At 40.4% G+C, this 22,264-nt stretch carries 24 protein-coding genes and 3 pseudogenes; 16 read left to right on the plus strand and 11 right to left on the minus strand.

All coding sequences use genetic code 11. The features are described 5' to 3' along the window. Positions 1-7: 7 nt before the first annotated feature. From NSQ68_RS11935 to NSQ68_RS11945, 3 genes are all read left to right on the plus strand, one after another. A complete protein-coding gene (locus NSQ68_RS11935; protein WP_342428931.1) occupies positions 8-340 on the plus strand; it encodes a hypothetical protein in 333 nt (110 codons plus the stop codon). Positions 341-850: 510 nt separating this feature from the next. Beyond that, complete coding sequence (locus NSQ68_RS11940) at positions 851-1,414, plus strand: MarR family transcriptional regulator (protein WP_061830185.1); 564 nt, start codon at positions 851-853, stop codon at positions 1,412-1,414. A 60-nt stretch (positions 1,415-1,474) separates the two neighbouring features. Further along, entirely contained in the window at positions 1,475-2,749 is a 1,275-nt protein-coding gene (locus NSQ68_RS11945) for an acyl-CoA thioesterase/bile acid-CoA:amino acid N-acyltransferase family protein (RefSeq protein WP_342428932.1), read from the plus strand. Between the two features lie 304 nt (positions 2,750-3,053). Here the strand turns inward: NSQ68_RS11945 and NSQ68_RS11950 are convergent, their stop codons facing one another. Continuing rightward, positions 3,054-3,800 (minus strand): class I SAM-dependent methyltransferase, encoded by a 747-nt coding sequence (locus NSQ68_RS11950; protein ID WP_342428933.1) that lies wholly within the window; start codon positions 3,798-3,800, stop codon positions 3,054-3,056. A 375-nt stretch (positions 3,801-4,175) separates the two neighbouring features. Here NSQ68_RS11950 and NSQ68_RS11955 point away from each other — a divergent pair, with 375 nt between their 5' ends. Then, positions 4,176-4,496, plus strand: coding sequence for a hypothetical protein (locus tag NSQ68_RS11955; RefSeq protein WP_342428934.1), 321 nt, complete (start codon positions 4,176-4,178; stop codon positions 4,494-4,496). Positions 4,497-4,615: 119 nt separating this feature from the next. Here the strand turns inward: NSQ68_RS11955 and NSQ68_RS11960 are convergent. After that, positions 4,616-5,194: pseudogene (locus tag NSQ68_RS11960) on the minus strand (alpha/beta hydrolase); the annotation flags it as partial. Between the two features lie 128 nt (positions 5,195-5,322). Here NSQ68_RS11960 and NSQ68_RS11965 point away from each other — a divergent pair. Beyond that, positions 5,323-5,463 (plus strand): hypothetical protein, encoded by a 141-nt coding sequence (locus NSQ68_RS11965; protein ID WP_342429170.1) that lies wholly within the window; start codon positions 5,323-5,325, stop codon positions 5,461-5,463. Here the strand turns inward: NSQ68_RS11965 and NSQ68_RS11970 are convergent. Then, positions 5,457-5,782, minus strand: a pseudogene (locus NSQ68_RS11970) (MBL fold metallo-hydrolase); the annotation flags it as partial. The gene NSQ68_RS11965 and the pseudogene NSQ68_RS11970 overlap by 7 nt on opposite strands. A gap of 157 nt (positions 5,783-5,939) precedes the next feature. Between NSQ68_RS11970 and NSQ68_RS11975 the strand changes: the two are divergent. Next, positions 5,940-7,442 carry a dienelactone hydrolase gene (locus NSQ68_RS11975; protein ID WP_342428935.1) on the plus strand — a complete coding sequence of 501 codons (1,503 nt, stop codon included), beginning with the start codon at positions 5,940-5,942 and terminating at the stop codon, positions 7,440-7,442. Between the two features lie 196 nt (positions 7,443-7,638). Here NSQ68_RS11975 and NSQ68_RS11980 read toward each other — a convergent pair whose 3' ends face one another. Further along, a complete protein-coding gene (locus tag NSQ68_RS11980; protein ID WP_342428936.1) occupies positions 7,639-7,839 on the minus strand; it encodes a hypothetical protein in 201 nt (66 codons plus the stop codon). A gap of 604 nt (positions 7,840-8,443) precedes the next feature. Here NSQ68_RS11980 and NSQ68_RS11985 point away from each other — a divergent pair. After that, positions 8,444-9,223 (plus strand): annotated as a pseudogene (locus NSQ68_RS11985) (glycoside hydrolase family 16 protein); the annotation flags it as partial. A 53-nt stretch (positions 9,224-9,276) separates the two neighbouring features. Here NSQ68_RS11985 and NSQ68_RS11990 read toward each other — a convergent pair. From NSQ68_RS11990 to clpP, 3 genes are read right to left on the minus strand one after another with little or no spacing between them, the layout of a single operon-like run. Beyond that, positions 9,277-9,972, minus strand: a complete 696-nt coding sequence (locus NSQ68_RS11990) for an MBL fold metallo-hydrolase (protein ID WP_342428937.1) — start codon at positions 9,970-9,972, stop codon at positions 9,277-9,279. Between the two features lie 48 nt (positions 9,973-10,020). Then, positions 10,021-10,227 carry a hypothetical protein gene (locus NSQ68_RS11995; RefSeq protein WP_250245017.1) on the minus strand — a complete coding sequence of 69 codons (207 nt, stop codon included), beginning with the start codon at positions 10,225-10,227 and terminating at the stop codon, positions 10,021-10,023. 59 nt (positions 10,228-10,286) lie between these two features. Then, the gene (clpP, locus tag NSQ68_RS12000) at positions 10,287-10,871 is read right to left on the minus strand and encodes an ATP-dependent Clp endopeptidase proteolytic subunit ClpP (protein WP_013310269.1); all 585 of its coding nucleotides are present in this window, start codon (positions 10,869-10,871) and stop codon (positions 10,287-10,289) included. Positions 10,872-11,070: 199 nt separating this feature from the next. Between clpP and NSQ68_RS12005 the strand changes: the two genes are divergently transcribed. Next, positions 11,071-11,796: an RNA polymerase sigma factor gene (locus tag NSQ68_RS12005; protein ID WP_342428938.1), complete on the plus strand. Its 726-nt coding sequence runs from the start codon at positions 11,071-11,073 to the stop codon at positions 11,794-11,796. 152 nt (positions 11,797-11,948) lie between these two features. After that, positions 11,949-12,224, plus strand: coding sequence for a hypothetical protein (locus tag NSQ68_RS12010; RefSeq protein WP_342428939.1), 276 nt, complete (start codon positions 11,949-11,951; stop codon positions 12,222-12,224). A 414-nt stretch (positions 12,225-12,638) separates the two neighbouring features. Here NSQ68_RS12010 and NSQ68_RS12015 read toward each other — a convergent pair whose 3' ends face one another. The 4 genes from NSQ68_RS12015 to NSQ68_RS12030 all read right to left on the minus strand — a co-directional run bounded on the left by NSQ68_RS12015 (position 12,639) and on the right by NSQ68_RS12030 (position 15,972). Further along, a complete protein-coding gene (locus NSQ68_RS12015; protein WP_342428940.1) occupies positions 12,639-12,953 on the minus strand; it encodes an SMR family transporter in 315 nt (104 codons plus the stop codon). A 1-nt stretch (position 12,954) separates the two neighbouring features. Then, on the minus strand, positions 12,955-13,302 hold the full coding sequence (locus tag NSQ68_RS12020; RefSeq protein ID WP_342428941.1) for an SMR family transporter: 348 nt from the start codon (positions 13,300-13,302) through the stop codon (positions 12,955-12,957). A 111-nt stretch (positions 13,303-13,413) separates the two neighbouring features. Then, entirely contained in the window at positions 13,414-13,998 is a 585-nt protein-coding gene (locus NSQ68_RS12025) for a TetR family transcriptional regulator (RefSeq protein WP_307354100.1), read from the minus strand. A gap of 69 nt (positions 13,999-14,067) precedes the next feature. Then, the gene (locus tag NSQ68_RS12030; RefSeq protein ID WP_342428942.1) at positions 14,068-15,972 is read right to left on the minus strand and encodes a BglG family transcription antiterminator; all 1,905 of its coding nucleotides are present in this window, start codon (positions 15,970-15,972) and stop codon (positions 14,068-14,070) included. A 160-nt stretch (positions 15,973-16,132) separates the two neighbouring features. Here NSQ68_RS12030 and NSQ68_RS12035 point away from each other — a divergent pair, with 160 nt between their 5' ends. Genes NSQ68_RS12035 through ptsP form a run of 7 tightly spaced genes read left to right on the plus strand, consistent with a single transcriptional unit; the run spans position 16,133 to position 22,173 of the window. Further along, complete coding sequence (locus NSQ68_RS12035) at positions 16,133-16,441, plus strand: PTS sugar transporter subunit IIB (protein ID WP_223822108.1); 309 nt, start codon at positions 16,133-16,135, stop codon at positions 16,439-16,441. 16 nt (positions 16,442-16,457) lie between these two features. Then, a complete protein-coding gene (locus NSQ68_RS12040) occupies positions 16,458-17,687 on the plus strand; it encodes a PTS transporter subunit EIIC (RefSeq protein ID WP_307354098.1) in 1,230 nt (409 codons plus the stop codon). A 21-nt stretch (positions 17,688-17,708) separates the two neighbouring features. Further along, positions 17,709-18,056, plus strand: a complete 348-nt coding sequence (locus NSQ68_RS12045) for a PTS lactose/cellobiose transporter subunit IIA (protein ID WP_190299259.1) — start codon at positions 17,709-17,711, stop codon at positions 18,054-18,056. An 18-nt stretch (positions 18,057-18,074) separates the two neighbouring features. Then, complete coding sequence (locus NSQ68_RS12050) at positions 18,075-19,514, plus strand: family 1 glycosylhydrolase (protein ID WP_342429109.1); 1,440 nt, start codon at positions 18,075-18,077, stop codon at positions 19,512-19,514. Positions 19,515-19,529: 15 nt separating this feature from the next. After that, positions 19,530-20,153, plus strand: coding sequence for a membrane protein (locus NSQ68_RS12055; protein ID WP_342428943.1), 624 nt, complete (start codon positions 19,530-19,532; stop codon positions 20,151-20,153). Between the two features lie 38 nt (positions 20,154-20,191). Next, positions 20,192-20,458, plus strand: coding sequence for a phosphocarrier protein HPr (locus NSQ68_RS12060; RefSeq protein WP_342428944.1), 267 nt, complete (start codon positions 20,192-20,194; stop codon positions 20,456-20,458). Beyond that, the gene (ptsP, locus tag NSQ68_RS12065; RefSeq protein WP_342428945.1) at positions 20,458-22,173 is read left to right on the plus strand and encodes a phosphoenolpyruvate--protein phosphotransferase; all 1,716 of its coding nucleotides are present in this window, start codon (positions 20,458-20,460) and stop codon (positions 22,171-22,173) included. The genes NSQ68_RS12060 and ptsP overlap by 1 nt, the downstream gene beginning before the upstream one ends. Positions 22,174-22,264: the final 91 nt, after the last annotated feature.

Here is a 22,264-nt window from a genome sequence, read left to right on the forward strand (position 1 = left end):
GAACAAAATGAATATAGTAAAAAAAATAGAAGAAGGAAAATGTTCAATACAAGAGTTAGAAAATTTGCTGGAAGAAAAGAACCCCATAGTTTTATATCATGCAATGACACATATCGGAAAAGAGAGCATTCGTACAGAGGAAATAATAAAAAAATTAAGTGGATTATCTTTAAAAAGGGAACCTCAAGATAAGCTGATAGGCCATTACAAGGTGGGAGACTTAGCAATAGCTACTATGATAAAACTTGGAGAAAAAGAAAATGAAATATCTGGATTTAAAATTTTAGATGATTTTGAAAAAAAGATGGTTTTCCGTTTATTTGAAGAAGTTGAATGGTAAAACCCACACTCATCTGGATAAACGCACTTAATTCATAACTTATTTCACCTCGTACTAAGAGGAGGAATAAGTTTTTTTCATATCTAATGGAGGTGAACCAAATGAATAGAATACTTATTCAAGCTGTAGAGCGTTTGTATTCAATTCATTTTGAAAGTTTAGTCAAGTCCAAAATTCGCCGAAAACGTCGCTCTAGGAGAAACTACTTAGCTGCTGAGTGTGTAGAGTAAAAGCCTAACCAAAAATGGGTAACGGATATTACGCAATATTGAGTGGGCGAACGCTGGTGGTATCTTTCTGCGATAAGGACTTGCCAAAGCTTTTGCAAGGCAAAAGATGTGACCGGGCTAATCGTTCATAACGACTAGGGATTTCAGATACAAAATAACAATTGTTTATTTAATGTATTAAATTTCCAAATGATCATTGTCATCATGTTGACGATAATACAAAATGCTGTTATTGTAATTATAGTCAGTATGCTGACAATAAAAAGAAAAGGATATATTTATGGAATATTCTAAAGCGCTTAGAGAGTTATATATAATGCAACAAACTTACGCTACTTTTTTTTCCGTCACTAATAAGTTGCAAATACAAGGCGACAACTATTTTGAGAAATTAACATCACGACAGTACATGATCATGCTGGCAATAGCTCATTTGCCAGAGGATGAAACGACACTTGTTAATATTGCAAGAAAGTTAGAAACAAGCAAACAAAGTGCACAAAAGCTTGTAGTCAATTTAGAGAATAAAGGATACTTGATTACGACACCAAGCAAACGGGACAAACGTGCCATTAACGTGGAAATCACGGAATTAGGGAAAAGAGTCATGCTGGAATGTGGTGAGAAAGCAATATGCCTAATGGCAGATATTTTTAATGAATTCACAACTGAAGAATTAGAAGTGTTATGGAGTTTATTGAAAAGAATATATGGTACTCACAACGAAGAGTACGTTGGTTTTGAGGAAGACGTAAATTATAAATTTGAAGACCTGGAAGGGTTTCAAGGAGCACAAATTCGAGCTTTAGATAGTTTTATTTTGCGGAGAAAACATTTTAAATGATGGAATTGGAAATAGGCAATATTTCCATTCAAGTTCTATATTTTCTTTGGAGGCTACGAGATGAAATTACAAGTACAACCAAGAGTTGCACTTATTGATGAAAAAATCGATTTTTGTGTCACAGGGTTACCACCAGAGGGCAAAATGAAAATAACTGCATCCATGCATTTTCCATGGGCAGTAAGTGAAAAGTATCAATCATTTGCTTGGTTTACTGCGGATTCAAACGGCAGTGTTGATTTATCAAAACACAAACCTGATTCTGGAACTTATGATTATATAGATAGTATGGGGCTTATTACTTCTTTACAAAAGATTAATAGTGAGGGAGGGAATATCGCTCTTAATATTTCAATAGATGATAGTGTATTTATTGATATAGTATGTGAAAATGGACAAGATCGAGAATGTATAAGACTAGAGCGTATGTTCAAGTTACCGGAAGTGAAAAGACAACAGATCACTGATGAATTTATGGGAGAGTTATTTTATTCTGAAAACTCAAATAATAAAACGATTGTAGTATTGGGTGGATCTGATGGTGAACGAAGTGGTCTTTCGCTTTTGTCAGGACCATTGGCATCTAGAGGTTTTAATGTTTTAACCGTTGGATATTTCAATGAAAAGGGATTGCCTAAAAAACTAGAGGAAATTCCCCTTGAATATTTTGAAAAAGTGTTCTCTTGGCTTAAAAAGAATCCATTAACACGTGCTAATGAAATATATGTACACGGTACATCTAAAGGCGGAGAATTGGCGTTACTTTTGGCATCGCGATATAATTTCATTTCTAAAGTTGTGGCTTCTGCACCCCATGCATATTGTTTTCAAGCGTTGGATGGTTTGATGAGTGGTAAAAATGTTTCATCATGGTCATATGAAGGGAGATCATTACCATTTATACCCGTTGATAATGATATTTTTTACGATCATCAGCGTCATTGCTTAGAAAAAAATATACCTTTTGGTTTTACTACTACATATAAAAAAAGTGTGGAAAGGGCAAGAAATAAAGAGGAGGCTCGAATAAAAATAGAGAATGCAAATGCAAATTTATTGCTAATTTCAGGACATCAAGATAATATTTGGAATACTCACGAGACATGTGTAGAAATAATGAGTATTTTGAAAAAAAACAATTATAAATACAAATACAATCTTTTAGACTATAAGGATTTAGGTCACTCATTACCATTACCGTTTATTATACCTTTAAGCGAAACATTGAACTTAAAAATGGATGGAGGCGTTTTTACTTGTGGTGGTACTTTAAAAGGAAATTCTTTTGGTCAATCAGATTCTTGGCAGAAAACAATAGAATTTTTTATGAATTAGGGCGTGTCTTCAAACTCAGGCAAGCCAAACCATAATGGTTGCCAAGGCAAAAAAGACTTGAATGACACGCCAATTTACATAGTGAGTCGCCAGACGACGATAAATTCTTTATTTTATTAAAGAAGCATTCCACCAAATAACGTTTTTTTGTAAACGTCCTGATCATATTTTAGGGTGACTCGGCGATTTTTCTTTCCGGGAATCACTGGAAAAGCCTGTTGTTCCTTCAAAAACATGCGAATGACATGGATATCTTACGCGCGGTCGTCAAACACTTGGGATGAACATTCCGGGATTATTCGTTTTAGGCTCCATGTTTTCGACAAACAGTAATGATGGAAGGAGATAAAGGAGTGAACGGTGTTTTATCCCAGTCCGAATATTGATTTTCAATACAAAAGCCGCGGCTCGTTAATAAACGCTGAAGCGTGTCATTATCAGTAAAGCGACATGCAATTCGAGAAATTGTTTTCTCCGATCCCCAATCACGGAACGTGACCCAGTGCATGATCTGGTTACTTGAATCATACGACTGTGTCCCAGATATCTTGACTTTAATCCCATCTTTATCGATAAAATTTCCCCAGATGCTTTCCTCTTGGTTGGATAAATCGGTTCCCAAGGGGTTTCGTGTTTCAAAAACAAATATCCCATTTGATTCTAGGTGCTTGTAGACGGTTTCGAGTAAGGCTCGTTGATCCTCATCGCTCAAAAATGCCTGGAATGCATTTCCTGTCAAATAAATCATGGAAAAACGCTTTTCGGAATCGAATGTACGAGCATCAGCTTCAATAAAATCCACAGGCAAACCTTGAGCTTTAACCCGCGCATATTCAAGCATCGATGAAGAAATATCAACACCTGTTATATGTATCCCCGATTTTGATAAATGAATGGTTGTCAATCCTGTACCACATGCAAGTTCCAAAACTTCGCCTGGGTTCAATCTAGCCATATCAAGATAGAAATTATATTTATTAGTCTCACAGCCAAATTCAAGATCATAATTAATCGGGTCTCGATACTCTTCAAGATTATCGTGATCTATCAATACGAATCATCCCTTCACTACAATACAGATTTCTTTAAATCATCCTTCATTATACCATCCATTCTCGGTTTTGCGATATATGGAAACCATGTTGATGTTTTTAAAAAAAGGACTGACGCGCCAGCATTTTTAAAACAAAAAAGTCGCTAATTTAGCGGATCGGATGAGGCAATCGTTTCGTCTTTTCATTTGAAAAGTTTACGATCACCTTGACTGAAATCATAGTTTTATAGTTTGAAGACACACTCTAGTATAAGGGCAGCTAGATTCGCTCCCGATTTAACATCAATAGAAAGGATGACGCTAATGAGGGTGCCATAACCCGATTTAAAAGCGCTGATTTGCGTATACGTGATGTTAAGGGAGAACTTTATATTGAAGAACGATAAAGGGGCAACGTTTAAAATGGAAAAAATAATGGATGTTAGTTTAACTTTTGTGTCAAAAGATGAAGGTACAATTATAGTAGGAACAAACAAAGGATTAGACCATTTAACCTACCCAGAAATAAAAAAAATCATAGGTGATAAAATTCTTATTAAGAATGCAGATCAAATTGAGACGGTATTAAGTGTTAGCTCTGTTCAAATTTCAACCTCAATGGCTGAAAGGAAAAATATTGGAATATGCATTGGCAAGTTAGTATCTCCTGACCTTATTCAAGTTGGAGCAAGTATTTACAGTTTGGAAGATTAATTAATATATTGTAGGCAAAATGAAATTTGTAAATTAAAATGCTTTAAAAAGGTGGTTCCCCAAAAGGGGAAACCATCTGAATTTTTTATCCGAGAAAATTTAGTGTTTATATGACTTTGTTATAGGAACTTCTTCATTTCATTAAATGCTAACTCCCTGTGACCTGCTTGGCAGTGTTGCTCACCCCCCGTTTCTTTAGTAAATACTTTGGTTGTAATGGACGCAGCATTTATTAATTCTTGTTGGATTTGTGCGAGTCGGCTAATAGGTACGTATTGATCATCTTCTCCAGCTAGTAAAAGAACATCTTGATTAATGAATGCCCCAATGCCTTGCATCGTGTGCTTTTCGAAATTTTTAATAAGATCAAAAGGCGTTGCTTTACCGGTGTTTTCCATCCCTTTGGTAATCTTCCAATGCAAATCAATATTGTGAGTTATTATCTGTTCGAATAATGAATTCACTTGATCTACTTCATTACGATCGACTAGCTACACTATACTCTGGTAAGTTGCTTCTGGAATTCCCATTTTTAAGGCATCTAAACCACAATAGAAAATGTTAAAAGCAACTACTTTATCGATTCTCTTTTCGAAGGCTGCCGCTCGCATAGCTAAATACCCTCCCCAAGAAGCAACTACGAGATTTACATGAGCTAATGTGAAATAATCAATCACCGTTGATATGGGCTTTTCCCATTGGGTATGTGCTTACTATAGAGTATAGTCACTACATAAAAAATAATTAGTATCGCATAATCTGTAGGATATCTTACACGGTATATATGAAGTGTTCGAAAACTTACTCATAAGGAGCAAGTGGTTAAATGAATGAAGATATCAGAATTTATAAAACAAAAATAGGTATTAAGCGGGCATTTATTGAATTACTCCAACAACATGATTTTAAAGATATTACGATCAAAAAAATTTGTGATCAAGCTCTTATCGGACGTTCTACAAGGTGACTATCTTTTAAAAGTGGGATATTCCCCTGAATATACGGCTTATCCAGCTCGTGTGCATAACTTTAATATGATTGCCACACTCCTGCAAAATCTCAGGAAGACAACCTATATGATCCACATCTTGATGCGTCAAAATCACAGCTTTTAGTTTGTCGAACGACACGCCTACCTTTTCCATTGCCACGCGTAAATCTTCCATTTGTCCGGGGAATCCTGTGTCTATTAAAACAGCCATTTCTCGATCCCACAAAAGAGTGGGGTGAATCCTATTCCCCTGAAAATCTAGCTGAAGCATTTCTACTCCCTGTGAAATTTCCATAATATTGGGCTTCACGAACACGAATTGTTGTCACAATACCGCAAGATCGAATTACAAAATTGTTAGGTTGATGTAAGGCAAATCGATAGCTTAGGCCAGCCTGGCAGGATAAGATTGGAACAAACGAAAATAGAAATTTTTTAAAAGGAGAATCGAGATGAGGCTGTTTGAACTGTTGCTTTTATTGTCAAACATCGGCTTGTTTGCATTAACCGTAGTATTAAAAAAAGGACGGCGTAGAATTCCAGTATTCGTTGCAAGCGGGATTGCCACACTTTTACTGGTCATTCATTGGACGGTGGAAGGATACAGAGTTCAGCTATTTTTCCCATATTGCATAACGATCCTTTTTTTAGCCATTTCAGGTTATAGCTATTTTAAAAAAACCGGCCCCAAAAAAATCCCACGATTCATGTTGGGTTCAGCTTATACCTCTATAGCGATAATGCTGGTCGTAACAGCGGGTCTCATGTATGCTTTTCCTGTATTTAAACTACCTGAACCGACAGGCGAATTTAAGGTAGGAACGCAAACTTTACATTTCGTGGATACAAATAGGGAAGAGATCTTCGACGAAGCCAGAGATGGTAAGAGAGAATTGATGGTTCAGGTCTGGTATCCGGCTCAAGCTAGCACCGGCAAGTACGCTCCCTTTATTCCTGATACCCAGATTTTACGTTATATGGCCGCGAACTATGGCCTTCCCGAGTTTACGTTTCAACACCTGAAGTACGTATCCAGTCATGCTTATTCGGGGGCCGAAGTCTCTTCGGCACAGACTTCATACCCTCTGATCCTTGCGAATCCCGGCAACGGCTCTTCCAGGTTCCTCCACACGTCGCAAGCCGAAAATCTTGCGAGTCACGGATATATCGTGGCAGTGATCGACCACACCTACAATACATTTGCAACCGAGTTTCCGGACGGTCGAATCACGACCAGCACAACCAACGACTTATTCTCGCCCGACCATGATTACCGGACGGAAAGCGGAAATCGTGACAAGTTGGGAAAAGTTTTAACCGACGATGTGGCGTTTGCGCTGGACCAATTCGAGTTCATCCAATCGGGGCAGATTCCAAGTCATCTAAAAGGGAGGATTGATCTCGGTCATGTCGGGGTGTTCGGTCATTCCATCGGCGGAGCGACGGCCTATGACGCTTCTTACGATCCGCGAATCGCGGTTGGAATAGACTTTGATGGAGGGCTTTATCGACTGCGTGACAGAGAGGGTCTGCGAAAGCCGTTTTTATTCATCAACTCGGAAAGCTATTTCGAAAAATTAAAAATGGTGATGGATAACCGAGTCTACACGGATGCAGAGCTTAACCGTATGGGATCAACAAGAGAGTGGGAGGATCAAGTAACGGAAGATAAAAAGTTGGAGCTTGAACGGATGCGCGAAACGGTCGACGAAGGGGGACAAGTCCTCTATATCGAAAATACGGAGCATTTGAATTTTGCCGACGTACAGTTCATTTCTCCGATTTTCAAAATGCTGGGCATTACAGGAAAGATTGCGCCCGAAAGAGCGAACTCCGTTATCAATGCCTATATACTGGATTTCTTCGATATGTATCTGAAAAATCAAGACGGAATCTTAATGAAAGGACCGGATAGCCGCTTTCCGGAGGTGAAGTTCGTAACCTCGCTATTATAAATTACGGAACAGGCTATCGATTTTGATATGCTCCCCTTCAAGTAGACAGGTTTAATAAATAAACCGCTACTTGAAGGGGAGTTTTCCTTTGTCTAAGAAGAACGAATACAATGCGATTGAGAAACTAGCCATCATACAGGAGTTAAAAGCAGGGCAGAGCAGCCGTGTGGAAGTGGCAAAAAACATAACATCAGCGTTACCACCTTAGTGAAATGGCGACATCGCTATGAGTTGTACGGAATTGAGGGGTAAGGTTTCCTCCGGATAAGAAGATTTGTGGATGCTCGCCGCCACGTGTCTTCTGGTAATCGTAGATGACCGCCGGCGCTACACCGCGTCCGGTGCGATACAACGGGTGTTCTAATTGATCCGGCTGCCGTCTGCTCGCTGGAAGCACCGAAACGCTTCTTTTTCGCTAAGCGGAACTGCTCTTCGTACCCTTTGAGCTTGGCCGATAGTTCGATGATTTGTTGTTGTAGGGATTCGATGGTTGGCGTATCTGCATGTTTTTTCCATACTTTTACCCATTAGATAGAAAAAACCAATCTCTGTAAGTACCTATGACGAAATGTTTACAAAGATGTGTCTAAATGACGGTAATGGCATTAACCTTGGGATGGGCTTGCCGCTGGCTAAGTGAAAGACCATCCAGCGGCCAGCGAAGCTCCCTGCTGGAAATGACTATTTTCGATACGTGCTACTACGTTTGATTTTATGGCTGTTAAATTTCTTATTGATTTATAAAGACCGGCTTTATCTATATGGGAAAGTAATTTTTGAGAAAAAACCTTAAATATAGGTTGAATATGGATTTTGTTTCCATTATACTCCTGCTTGAGCGGTATATTTTTTCAATCGTCTATCTACGATTCTAATTTATGAGCTGTCCAAGAAGAAAATATAAAGAGAGGTGATCCCCGTTTCAATCGTCAATACCGCTTGAAGGCTTATTCTCCTGAAGTGTCTAAGAACTTGGATTATTATTATTGAGGAGGGAACTAATGCTTAGAAAAGGATTATGTGCGGTTACGCTGCTCAGTCTCCTAACCGTTCTGCTTCCAGCAATGCATACAAGTGCAGCACCGAACTCGAATCTTGTGTGGAGCGACGAATTTAATGGAACTTCGTTAAACCGGTCCAATTGGACCCCTGAAATCGGTACCGGAAGCGGCGGATGGGGAAACAATGAACTGCAGTACTATACCGACCGTAAGCAGAATTTGCAGGTTACCGGAGGCAATCTGGTGATTACGGCACAAAAAGAAGCTTACGGCGGAATGAATTACACCTCAGCCCGGATCAAAACTCAAGACTTGAAAAAATTCACTTATGGGAAAGTGGAAGCGCGCATCAAGTTACCATCCGGTCAAGGGATATGGCCGGCTTTCTGGATGTTAGGCAGCAACATCAGCTCGGTAGGTTGGCCGAAATGCGGTGAAATCGACATTATGGAACGTGTAAACAACAATCCTTCTGTGAACGGTACTGTGCATTGGGATGCGGGAGGCCATGCTGACTTTGGGCGGGTATCGGGCAATCTGGATTTTTCCCAATACCATGTGTACAGCATCGAGTGGGACTCCAAGTATATCCGCTGGTTTGTCGACGGACAGCAGTTCAATGAATTTTATATAGAGAACGGAACCGGGAACACCGAAGAATTTCAGAAGCCGTTCTTTATTCTCCTGAACCTAGCGGTCGGCGGAAACTGGCCTGGTGCTCCCAATAACTCGACGCAGTTCCCGTCCCAAATGCTAGTCGATTACGTGCGTGTCTATCAATAAAGTGTGGGTATTAGATACAATTCATATGAACATTATAAAAGCAACCCCGGTCATTTACGGGGTTGCTTCAATTCGCTATAAATTAACTCGCCACTAAGTCCTAATATCTGATCATTCACATGTACATTACTTAATCCCCCGTGATAACAAACTACGGATGCAATATCGAGATCTAAATACTTTTTCAATGAGAGATGAGCTGCATTTATATCGGGTGTGGTCGGGACATGAATTCCCGCGAGAATTCCGTTTACAATGTACATCGAATCCCCGGCAATGAGAGTTTTACTATGTCTTAAATAAAGGCTGATATGACCAGGGGTATGCCCAGGCGTATGGATGACGCGAATCCTGCCGCAAAACGGCAGTTCCTGACCATCTATTAAGGTAACGTCCACTTTGCCCTTCGGGGGATTCTCAATGTGACCATCTTTTAAAAGAGGGATCTCCCCCTGAATATACGGCTTATCCAGTTCGTGTGCATAGACTTTAATATGATTGCCACACTCCTGCAAAATCTCAGGAAGACAACCTATATGATCCACATCTTGATGCGTCAAAATGACAGCTTTTAGTTTGTCGAACGATACGCCTACCTTTTCCATTGCCACGCGTAAATCTTCCATTTGTCCGGGGAATCCTGTGTCTATTAAAACAGCCATTTCTGGATCCCACAAAAGAATGGGGTGAATCATATTCCCATGAAAATCTAGCTGAAGCATTTCTACTCCCTGTGAAATTTCCATAATATTGGGCCTCCGTACAATGTAATTGCCACCCATGCTAAAATAGGTTCATGGGGCGAATCCAACTCTGTGGCGTTGCCGTTCCTTAATATCAATGGACACGGTGCGAATGGACGTAATAGGAATAACAAACGTCTGATATTGCGTAAGGTATTTAACGAACTGTTCGTCAACCTGATCCAATATCCCGTCGCATACATGGGTCCCATCTATAAAATGAATAGTTACTTCCTTACCTTGTAAGCTTGCTAACATGATATCACCTCGTATTATTTCTTGAAGTTTCTTGCAGATCATTAGGTTTTGAGCATACTCTACAAAGAAGTTATCACTTGATCAATAACCCCATATTCCAGTGCCTCCTGAGCGGACATGTAAAAATCCCGGTCCATATCTTTTTCGACTTTTTCAAAAGATTGTCCAGTTCGTTCAGCTGTGATACGCGTTGCCTTTTCACGAGTCCATAAAATTCGTTTCGCGCTAATCGCAATATCGCTGGCTTGCCCTTGTGCGCCTCCGTGCGGCTGATGGATCATGATTTCACTGTTCGGCAACGCCGAACGTTTCCCTTTGGCGCCCGCCAGCAACAGGATCGCGCCAAACGAAGCAGCAAATCCCGTACATATCGTGTGTACATCGGGTTTGATGTACTGCATCGTATCATAAATGGCAAATCCTGCGGAAGTAGAGCCACCTGGGCTGTTAATATACATGTAAATTTCTTTTTCCGGATCTTCTGCCGCCAGGAACAATAATTGAGCAATAATACTGTTAGCCAAATGATCATCGATGGCTGCCCCGACAAACACAATACGATCCTTTAAGAGTCTGGAATAGATATCGTACGATCTTTCACCTTGAGCGGTTTGCTCGACAACATAAGGAACATAAACACTCATTTTGATACCCCCAATTTCCTGTTTTCAGTTGATTTCTCCTTGTAAACGAATGTAGGTCGTAAAAAGATACGGAGGTTTCAATGGGAAAACGATTTGCGTAAAAGATGTAACTTTTACAACCACTTGTTCGTTTACATTGGAGGTAGCAAATGGCTTTGCTCTAGGAAAGGGCAGAATAAGACCGTGGAGGAGAGGACCTATGCGCATAGATGATTCTATACAAATGACAGATAATACAATAAACATCGAGAACTTGGAGGAATTACAGGTGGTCCTGAAACGTTACTGTCTGTCGCTTACAAAATCAAATTGGGATGCGGAAGAACTGGCTCAGGAAACTTGGATAAAAGCATTAGGTAAGTTAAATAGCTTCGAGCATACAAATCCCCAAGCGCTTTTGCTGCGGATTGCGAAGAACACCTGGATTGATGGTATACGGAGAAAAGCAGTCTACACTCGGATATTGAATATGGAACAATCGAAAGTAACTGTACCGGATCATGGATCTTTTGAAATCGAGATAGCGTTGCAGTCCTTAATGAAACATTTATCTCCGCTTCAGAGAACTGTTTTTTTGCTGCGAGATGTGTTTGGATATTCGATTAGCGAGACATCCGACATGCTCGAAACAACGGAGGGAGCGGTAAAAGTTGCACTCCACCGGGCACGAAAATCGCTTGAAGCAGTCAAGGAGGATCTCCTCAAAGGAGAGTTATCCTTACCAGAAAGTGAAAACTCGAAGACTTTTCTAAGGGCGTTGACGGCGGCATATCATATGGGGGATATTGCAACATTGGTTATGCTCTCCCAGCAGGATGTAATGGAGCCTGACGTGGTGATCGGAATCGTTAATCATAAGCTGCACCGGAGTCTCGCTTCAGTAAAACAAACGGATTCCCATACCATGAGTATGATAGCGGCGTAGCTTGCGAAGAGAAATGTGGAACTGATCATAGTGGTTATTCTGATAGAACTTGTTCCCGGTCATTCCAATTTACAGCTCTTAGCTGGGAATAAAATAAAGTATATTAAAGAAGATAGCGGAAGGGGAAGGTTCAAATAGGTGAATTAGAAAATTTGTTAGAAGATAATAACCCCATAGTCTTATATCATGCAATGACACAGATAGGAAAAGAAGGCTTTCGTACAGAGAGAATGATAAAAAAATTAAGTGAATTATCATTAAAAAGGGAACCCCAAGATAAACTATTAGGTTATTATAAGGTGGGAGACCTAGCAATAGCGACTTTGATAAAACTTGGAGAAAAGAAAGAAGAAATATCTGGATTTAGAACTTTAGATGAATTTGAAAAAAAGATGGTTTTCCGATTATTTGAAGAAGTTGAATGGTAAGAATTCCTTTTCATCTGTCTACAGACAATAAAGTTGTGTACTAATATTAATGGAAAATAATAATAATATCTCTTCTAAGTGATTATTTAACAAAAGATCGATAAGCAAGTAACATCGGTCTTTTTATTAAATGTTAAGGCGACTGCTATGGTTCAATCAGAGCGAATATAAGTTGCAAAACAAAGGGCTTTGAACCCTTTCCTGTATTGGTATCTTAAAATTAATTGATGCAGGGTAATTTCAAGCCTTTGTTGAATACAGTACGGGGAAATAGCGTTAAATATTGAGGTCCATGTATTACTTATTAACGAGAACAATTCCCCAATGAATACTTGTCTTAACCTCTTTAAAAATTTGGCTGATTTCAGCTTTTATTAATTGGCTCGCATATAACTTATATAGCAACTGCGGGTATTATGAAACTGCTTTGAGTCCAACAACACCAACGACAATGATCATGAGACTTATAATGCGCTCAATGCTTTTGGATTCATTAAAAAAAATCATATTTACTAGAACGGCAGCCGAAGTTCCTATTCCAATCCAGACCGCATAGGCAATGCTGACTTGAAGATAGTTAAAGGAGGCGTAAAGAAATACAAAAGAACCTCCAAATCCGCCAAAGAACATCAGCAAGTTCAAAAAGGATTTCCTTAGGCTGAATTTTTTTAAACCGATGACCCCAATCAACTCGAATAGAGCAGCAATAAATACGAATAGCCAACCCATATTAACGAACTCCTTTTGCCGATCCGGATTCCGGCTTATTGTCAAATAGTTTTAAAGCAATAACCCCAATGACCAGAATCCCCATAAACAGACCTTTGGCAACACTGAATTCCGCGTCGAAAATAATAATGTCCATAAGAGCCGTTCCTACTGTACCAGCTGCTGCAAAGATGGCGTAAACGGTGCCTGTTGGCAATGACTCGCATGCTTTTGAAAGAAATTGCATATCGATGATAATAATGGTGATGATGATAACCCAGTGCCACCAAGTATTGGCAACATTAAAGCCAAAGACCCAAAGCAATTCAAATAGAGAAGTCAAAATGACAAAAATCCAACCCTTGTTCATAAAGCATATTCCTTTCCGCTAAGTAAATTGATAATAGTTACTACATGAATAATGAATGAACGTCAGTCATTTTGTTTTAAAAAAATAAGGGCAAGTTTCCGGTGTTTTTCTTCATATTTCCCGTAATGATCTTTTGATGAAATGAAATACCCGAGTCTTATATACGTCCAGGGGTTCTTCTTGTTCAAGTCCAATATAAAATCGTTCGGCAGCATTTTCAATCAGATTGATGAGAAGTTTGGCCGTCCATTTGGCATGAGGATCATGAATGATCTCATGATGGTTATTGGCTTTCAATAATATGTCCTCAAGCCAATCATAATAAGGAGAATAGATGGCTTCCCATTTTTCCATGGAATGATCGAACGCAAGACCGGAGTAACAAAGGACAAGGATTTCTTTGTATGAATCGGTGATGTTGAAGGTTTCGTCGATGACAACCTCCAACACCTCCCAAAAACTTTCTTTATCCTGTGCTTTTTCTTTAATTTTACCGAAAGTAATAGTCAGAAGATGATCTGCGATCGCCGGAATTAACGCTTTTTTGGAGGAGAAATATAAATAAAACGTTCCTTGGGCAATGCCCGCTTTTTTTGTGATATCGGAAATAACCGTCTTGTCGTATCCTTTTTCAGTTATGACTTCGATAGACGCGTTTAAAATGAGATTGTATTTCCCATCCGTGAAGTTTGCCAATACTTTTTACCCTCCCAACATGAATGATTGTCATTCATTGTAGGGGGAGGTGAAACTATTGTCAACAAATTATTCCCAGCAGGCGATTAATTGATTGATAAAATCATCGAAATGATCGAGGGATGACAACAGATTCACATGTTTATCCTCCGTCAATATGGTAGCGAGCGCATCGAATACGTCACGGAATATTTTTCGATCCTCCCCGCTGACGGTGATTAATAAAACTATTTTCACGGTAGAATGATCCCATTTGATGCCATTCGGATTCAAATAAATGAACATGCCCGTTTTGCTGGATTCCATTTTGATCGCATGAGGAAGGGCTACTTGTCCGAACGCGGTAGATGACATTGCTTCCCGTTCCATAATTTTGGTAAAAAAATCTTCGTTCGTATAACCATCCTGGTTCATGGTGTGACAGATAAACCGTAAAACGTCCTCTTTCCCCGACTTTGCCGTGGAGTGGCAGAAATGTCTTTCGTCTAAAAAAGATTCCAGATGGAGCTTAAATTGATTTTTCTTTTTTTGCTCTTTTAATTCAAATATTCTGTTCGATACTTTTTCCCGGTCATTTTCGATAAAAAACGGGGTAATCACGACATAGGGGACTTCTGGAATTTTGTGCAATTGGATGGAAGAAATAATAAAGTCGCTAGTTGCATAATTCAAATCGCTCTCGTCCGTGACAATCGAATGGATCGAGATATCGTCGCCAAAATACTGCTGCAATTTATTGATCATTTGCACATTCATATTGTAGTAGAGCGGAAACAGCACCGTACACGAGATTTTTACGTTCGTTTGCCGCTGCAATTCAATAGCATATCCCAGGTGAAAGGCCAAATAAGCAATTTCATCATCGCTAATCCGATGACCGGTTTTTTCTTTAATCACATGGGAAGCATGCACAGCGCAATCGTAAATGAGCGGGCATTCTCTTTTGATCGTGTTCGTTAGTGGATTTTTCGTCGAATGATGATTTTTTAATCTCATCAAAAGGTTTTTAACATGCAGTGAAAAACGCGTAATAAAATCGGCATCGGCAATACTGATATAGTAATACTTATCCAAGTCGGATGCGATTTCGCTGACCAAATCAATACAGTCTTTCCCAGCGATCTGCTCCAGGTCACTGACTTCAATTTGCGTAAAATTAATGTTCGTCCCATTGCATGAAATTAAGATCGCCAAATCGGCGATTTCTTCTTCTGAATATTGCACGTGAAAATAGGATTCCAATTTAAGGGCGATTTCTTTGGCGATTAAATACGCGGTGTTGTCCATGTTATAATTCACGGTCTTATTTAAAAACTGAAAATCATGTTTCATTCTGTCCAATGCAATGGTGATGTGGATGATCATATTGGTCAAATAAAAATCATTGGTGAAAAAGTGATGGCAAGAAAAGGTTTCAACAACGACTTTCCGAATGTAATCCACATTCAATTCTTGATAAAATCTTTTGATTTTATCAATATCAATAAAGCTTCCATTGGCCTCCTCATACAAAATGCTGCTCATTAATTTACGTTTATCCTTTTCCTTGCCTTGCAAACTAATATGGTCCTTAACCAGGCTCAATTCCAGGTTGTTTTTGGAAAGCTTTTCCTTGATCAGCTTTAAATCCATCCTCAGCGTTGATTCGCTGATAAACAGCGCTTCGCTTAAATCATAAATATAAATGGGTTGATTGGTTTGCACCAGTTTTTTCAGAATATAAGCCATTCTTTCGGATTGGGTTTTCGGAATTGACTTTTGTTTGGTAGTTAGAAAGGTGTTCACCTGATCCGTATCGATCTTATAGCCTTTATTCGACGATAGAATTAACCCGTGGTGAATCTGATTAATCTCCCCGATATAAGATTTAATGGTACGTTTGGACACGCCATACTTATCCGCTAAACTTTGCGACGAAATCCAATGCTTAGAGGAGCTTAAATATTGAATTAAATCAATATACTGTGTTTTCATATGCGTCTCCTCACTTTAAAATGTTGCACCATAGAGGTGCAGTTTTTTATTTGAAACTGTTTTTGGATTTGTAATATAGTTTGGTTGTAGTAATGATAGCGCTATCACACCACGATTATAAAGAAAAGCGAGGAGGATTACCATGGGAAATTCAAGCGAAATGCTAAATGTGCTGTTAATTTGCGGGTCAGGGGCAAGCTCCGGTTTTATGGCTGCCAATATTCGCAAGGCCGCTAAAAAAAGAAACCTGAATATGGACATCAAAGCCAGAGGGGAAGCGGAAATTGAAAATTACATCCATGACATTGATGCTTTATTAGTCGGCCCCCACTTGGCTTATATCATGGATGATATCAACGAGCTTACCCAAGATACCGATGTCAAAGTGCTCTTAATGAAGCCTTCTTATTATTCCACTTTGGATGGGGAAGCGGCTTTAGATGACCTGCTGAGTGAGTTGAACAGCTAAAAAGGGGATAAGAAAAATGAACAAATTAATGGAATGGCTTAAAAACGACTTCTCCCCGAAGATGAATAAAGTCAATAACAATGTATGGATCGTAACGCTCAAGGATTCCGTCATGCAATTATTGCCTTTTATTCTTCTGGGATCAGTATTTTGCCTTCTCACCATACCCGGTGATGTCTATCATATCAAAAACTACCCTAATTTTTGGGTTCCGTTTGGATGGACGATGGGCATGCTGTCGCTGTTGGTTTCTTTCCTGATTCCGTTTAATTTGATGGAGAAAAAGAAGTTAAGAAAACAGCGCTTTATTGCCGGATGTACCAGTTTGATCACTTTTTTGATCATCGTTACTCCCCAGGTCGTAAAAGATGGCACGGTCGGTTTTACTCATAGTTCTTTGGGAACCGGAGGTATGTTCGTTGCCATCATCGCCGCTCTTTTCACCGGTTATATTATGAGTTTGTTTGGAAAATTCTCTTTTTTCAAAGAGGATTCCGTTATTCCGGACTTTGTCAGAGCCTGGTTTGATTCCATGCTCCCTATCGGGATCACTTTGGTTGCGGCTTGGGTTTTGGTCGATATCGTTCATGTCGATATATACAACATCATTTTAAATATTTTTATGCCGTTGGCCAACGTGGTAGAGACGCCTTGGGGATTCATGCTGATTATATTTATTTACTGTTTCCTATATTCCATGGGGATCTCCAGTTGGGTGTTAACCCCTGTCACCAAACCGATATTTCTGGCGGCCATTACCGCGAACGCGACCATGGGGGCGCATAATCTCGTAACGGCCGAAACGATTTTTTCGGCATACTTGTTTGTAGGCGGCGTGGGCTGTACGTTACCCCTGGTTATTATGCATGCGTTCTCTAAAAGCACCAAGCTAAAAGCGCTGGGCCGGGCAAGCTTTATACCCGCCATCTTTAATATCAACGAGCCTTTAGTATTCGGTTCTATCGTATGGAACCCCATATTGATGCTGCCGATGTGGATCATGGGTATCATCTTGCCGGCAATCGTTTGGATCGGGACCAAAGTCATTCCATTCGGCCCCATACCGAAAGTGATCTTCGATCTGTGGTATGCTCCTTTTCCAATTTCCACGTGGATTACGACAGGAACGATCACAGGCATTATTTTGATGCTCATCTGCGTCGCGGTGGCTACGCTGATTTGGTATCCATTTTTCAAAACCTACGAAAAACAAGAACTTGAAAAAGAATTGCCGCAAACCAATTAATCTGTTAAGGGGAAGTTAACAATGACATCGGAACAAGTAGCTCATGATGCGATGCAAATCATTTTGCACGCAGGGGAAGCAAGAAAACATTGTACGGATGCGTTAAAAGATATTGAAAAAAGCGACTTTGCTGGAGCTAAGGAGAAGATGAAATTAGCCAACGACGAAATTGTGATCGCCCATCGCGTACAAACGAATTGCATCCAAAAAGAAACAGAAGGTGGACAAGGGGAGTACTCGGTTTTATTTGCCCATGCGCAAGACACGTTAATGACGATTTATAGTGAAATTAATATTGCCAAGCGGTTAATCGACATTTTCGAGAGCTTTAATCAGAGGCTGACCCAATTAGAAATGACCAATAAATAAAGGGAGGAAGTAATGAAAATGAAAAATATTCCATCAGGATTCCCGGCTGATTTTTTGTGGGGGGGAGCCATCGCCGCCAATCAAGCGGAAGGCGCTTATAATGTGAACGGAAAAGGGTTAAGCGTAGCGGATATTAATGAATTTACAGATGAAATTCCTTTAGATAAAAAGTACAATTTAGAACTGACTACGGACTATATTAAAGAAGCCATTCAAAACGAAGAGCGAATTTTTCCGAAGCGTTGGGGAATTGATTTCTATCACACTTATAAAGAAGACTTGAAATTGTTGAGCGAACTTGGATTAAAAACCTTTCGCACCTCGATCAATTGGACAAGAATTTTTCCGAATGGCGACGAAGAGAATCCTAATGAAGAAGGTTTGAAATTTTATGATAACCTGATCGACGAAATTATAGCGAACGGAATGGAGCCGATGATCACCCTGTCCCATTACGAAATGCCGCTTCATTTGACCCTGGCTTATAAAGGGTGGTACTCCAGAGAAATGATCGAGTTTTTTGCCCACTTTAGCAAAGTGATTCTTGATCGATACCATAAAAAGGTGAAATATTGGATTATTATTAATCAAATCAATTTAATTGTTCATGAATCCTTTAACCATCTGGGCATTGCGGAAGATGTAGTGGATGATTTAGCCTCCGCCAAATATCAAGGTGTGCATCATGAAATGGTAGCTTGCGGTTTGGTCACGAAGTATGCCAAAAACCTGGATTCCAACTTGCAAATCGGGATGATGCTTTGCGGGGGACCTGCCTATCCGGCTACCAGTAAACCGGAAGATGTATTCGCCACCGTTCGCAATAATCAAATGGAGTACTTTTTCTCCGATGTTTTAATGCGCGGATATTATCCTGGCTATGCTTTCCGTTATTTCCACGACAACAATATTACCGTTGAATTCGCGGAAGGCGACGAAGAAGCATTGAGAAATACGGCTGACTTTATGTCATTTTCCTACTACTATACTCGCATTTTTGATGAAGAAAGTTTGAAAAACAAAACAGGACCTTACCGCAATTTTGAACTTCCGGCCAATTCATGGGGATGGACTATTGATCCTATCGGTCTTCGCACTATGCTTAACCTGTTCTATGACCGGTATCAGTGCCCTATTTATATCACGGAAAATGGGGTTGGCTACCATGACAAATTAGAAGAGAATAATTCGATCCATGATCCTTATCGGGTTGACTATTACCGGGCTCATATCGAACAAATGAAAGAAGCCATTAAGGATGGGGTGGATCTAAGAGGCTATTATGCTTGGGGACCGATTGATATCGTTAGTTGTTCATCCTCGGAAATGAGCAAACGCTACGGATTTATTTACGTGGACCAGGATGATTACGGCAAGGGCAGCAAAAAGCGCCTCCGTAAAGACAGTTTTTACTGGATGAAAAAAGTGATCGCTTCCAATGGAGAAAATCTGGACTAAAGGTTGCGTAAATACATGGCTCTTGCGAAATTTGGCGGACGATTAGTTATTGTGGCCGTTGCCACGGTGTTAAGCGCTCTAGCCGTTAATTTATTTATCGAGTGCAATATAGGGTCCGATACATTAACGGTTTTGTTGGATGGATTGCATAAAAGTCTCGGAGTTAGTGTCGGTCTTGCAAGCTTTTGCGTAAGTATTGTTTTTCTAGCTGCGGGTCTATTGCTAAATCGTGAATCAATCGGTTTTTCTTCCATCATGTATTCCTTTTTGGTCGGGCCCTTGATTAACTGGATTCATCCGTTTATTGCCAATATGGAACTGGCGGATTTATCGTTTTTCAACAAAATCGTCATCGTCATCCTGGCTAACTTTTGTTTCTCCATGACTTATGTGTTGTTGATGAATTTTGGCAATGGCATGTACGCCTTAGACGCGATTTTGCGATATACGGAATCAAAATTCGGAATCAGGTATGATCTCGGCAGAATCGGTGTAGACGCGATCTTTTTAAGCACCGGATTCTTATTCGGAGGAATCGTGGGGATCGGAACGGTGATCGCTTTTGTTTTAACCGGACCAGGAACCATGCTGCTCGAAAAAATACTGTTTAAATTTGGAAGGCTATATAAGTTGAACTAAAGAAAGAGCAATTTATATAGAAAGAGGAGATAGAAACTATGGTGAAAAAAACATTTACAGTCATTGACGAGGTAGGCATTCACACGCGTCCGGCTTCCATTCTGGTTCAAGCTGCAAGCCAATACAATGCGGAGGTTAACATCGAATATAACGGTCGATCCGTTAACTTGAAATCGATTGTGGGTGTTATGTCTCTGGGTGTTCCGCAGGGAGGGCAAATTCAAATTGCTGCGGTTGGTTCCGATGCGGATAAGGCGATCCAGGGGATTGAAGAAGCCTTGAAAAACGAAGGGCTTGGCAAATAATGAGCAATAACCTGAAAGGAATTGGCGCTTCAGCCGGTATAGCGATTGCCAAAGCGTACCGTCTGGAGGAGCCGGAACTTCAAATTGTAAAAAAGAGCATTGGAGACAAGGACGCCGAAAAACGGCGATTAGAGCGGGCCATCAGCTGCTCCAAAGCGGAGCTGGAAAAAATTACGGATTACGTAAACCGCGAGCTTGGCGCCGATAAAGCGGAAATTCTCGCCGCCCAGTTATTGGTGTTAAACGACCCGGAACTATTAAACCCAGTGTTCGAGCGGATAGGCACGGAAGGCGTAAACGCGGAGTTTGCCTTGAACGAATCAGCCGAACGGTTTGTTTCCATGCTGGAATCCATGGAAAGCGAATATATGCGGGAACGCGCCAAAGATATCCGCGATGTAACGAAACGGGTAATCGCGCATGTATTAGGCGTGCAAATTCCCGATCCAAGCTTGATTTCCGAAGAAGTCGTCATCATCGCCGAGGATTTGACACCTTCCGATACCGCCCAGTTAAATCGTCGATATGTGAAAGGTTTTACGACGGATATCGGCGGCCGCACTTCTCATTCGGCGATCATGGCCCGCTCCATGGAAATTCCGGCTGTCGTCGGCACAAAACAAGTTACAGCCAGGATTGAAAACGGCGTAGTTGTCATTGTCGACGGTTTGGAAGGCGATGTCATCATAGACCCATCATCAGAAATCATTGCCCAATATGAAGCGAAAAAAGCAAAATACGAAACGCAAAAAGCACAATGGGCCAAATTGGTTCATGAGCCGACGGTAACTAGGGATGGCGTGCATGTCGAACTGGCCGCGAACATTGGCACACCGGCTGATGTTAAAAATGTGCTGGAAAATGGAGGAGAAGCGGTCGGGCTTTACCGTACGGAGTTCCTTTACATGGGCAGAGATCGGCTTCCAACAGAGGAAGAGCAGTTTGTCTCTTATAAAACCGTTTTGGAAAAAATGCAAGGGAAGCCGGTAGTTGTCCGAACTTTGGACATCGGTGGCGATAAAGAACTGCCTTACTTGAAACTGCCCAAAGAAATGAACCCGTTCTTAGGCTTTCGGGCGATTCGTTTATGTTTGGAAGAACAGGACATTTTCCGTACACAATTGCGTGCATTATTACGTGCAAGCGTCTATGGGAACCTGAAAATCATGTTTCCCATGATCGCAACATTATCTGAATTCAGGGAAGCCAAAGCCATTCTTTTGGAAGAAAAAGAAAAGCTTGTGGCCAGCGGCGCAAAAGTAGCGGATAATATTGAAATTGGCATGATGGTTGAAATACCGTCTACAGCTGTAATGGCGGATCAATTTGCCCAAGAGGTTGACTTCTTCAGTATCGGAACCAATGATTTGATCCAATATACAATGGCCGCCGATCGTATGAATGAACGCGTATCCTATTTGTATCAACCCTTCAACCCAGCGATTTTACGGCTGATTTCAATGGTCATTGATGCGGCGCATAACGAAGGAAAATGGGTTGGAATGTGCGGAGAAATGGCAGGCGATCCGATTGCCATTCCTTTATTGCTTAGTTTAGGACTTGATGAGTTCTCCATGAGTGCAACCTCAATCCTTCCGGCACGTGCACAAATTAAAGAGCTGGCCAGTGAACATGCAAAAAGCGTTAAAGAGGCCGTTCTATCCATAAAGATGTCGGAAGAAGTTATTGAGTTTTTAAAAAAGACCTTTTATTAATAACGATTGCAGCTTTGGGCTAAAACTTGAAGGGCGATACTGCCGGATATTTCGGCAGGGTCGTCTTTTTAAGTATCTTGTGAAGTAAACT

The organism is Paenibacillus sp. FSL L8-0158 (assembly GCF_038592965.1).
GTDB classification, from domain to species: Bacteria; Bacillota; Bacilli; order Paenibacillales; family Paenibacillaceae; genus Paenibacillus; species Paenibacillus polymyxa_D.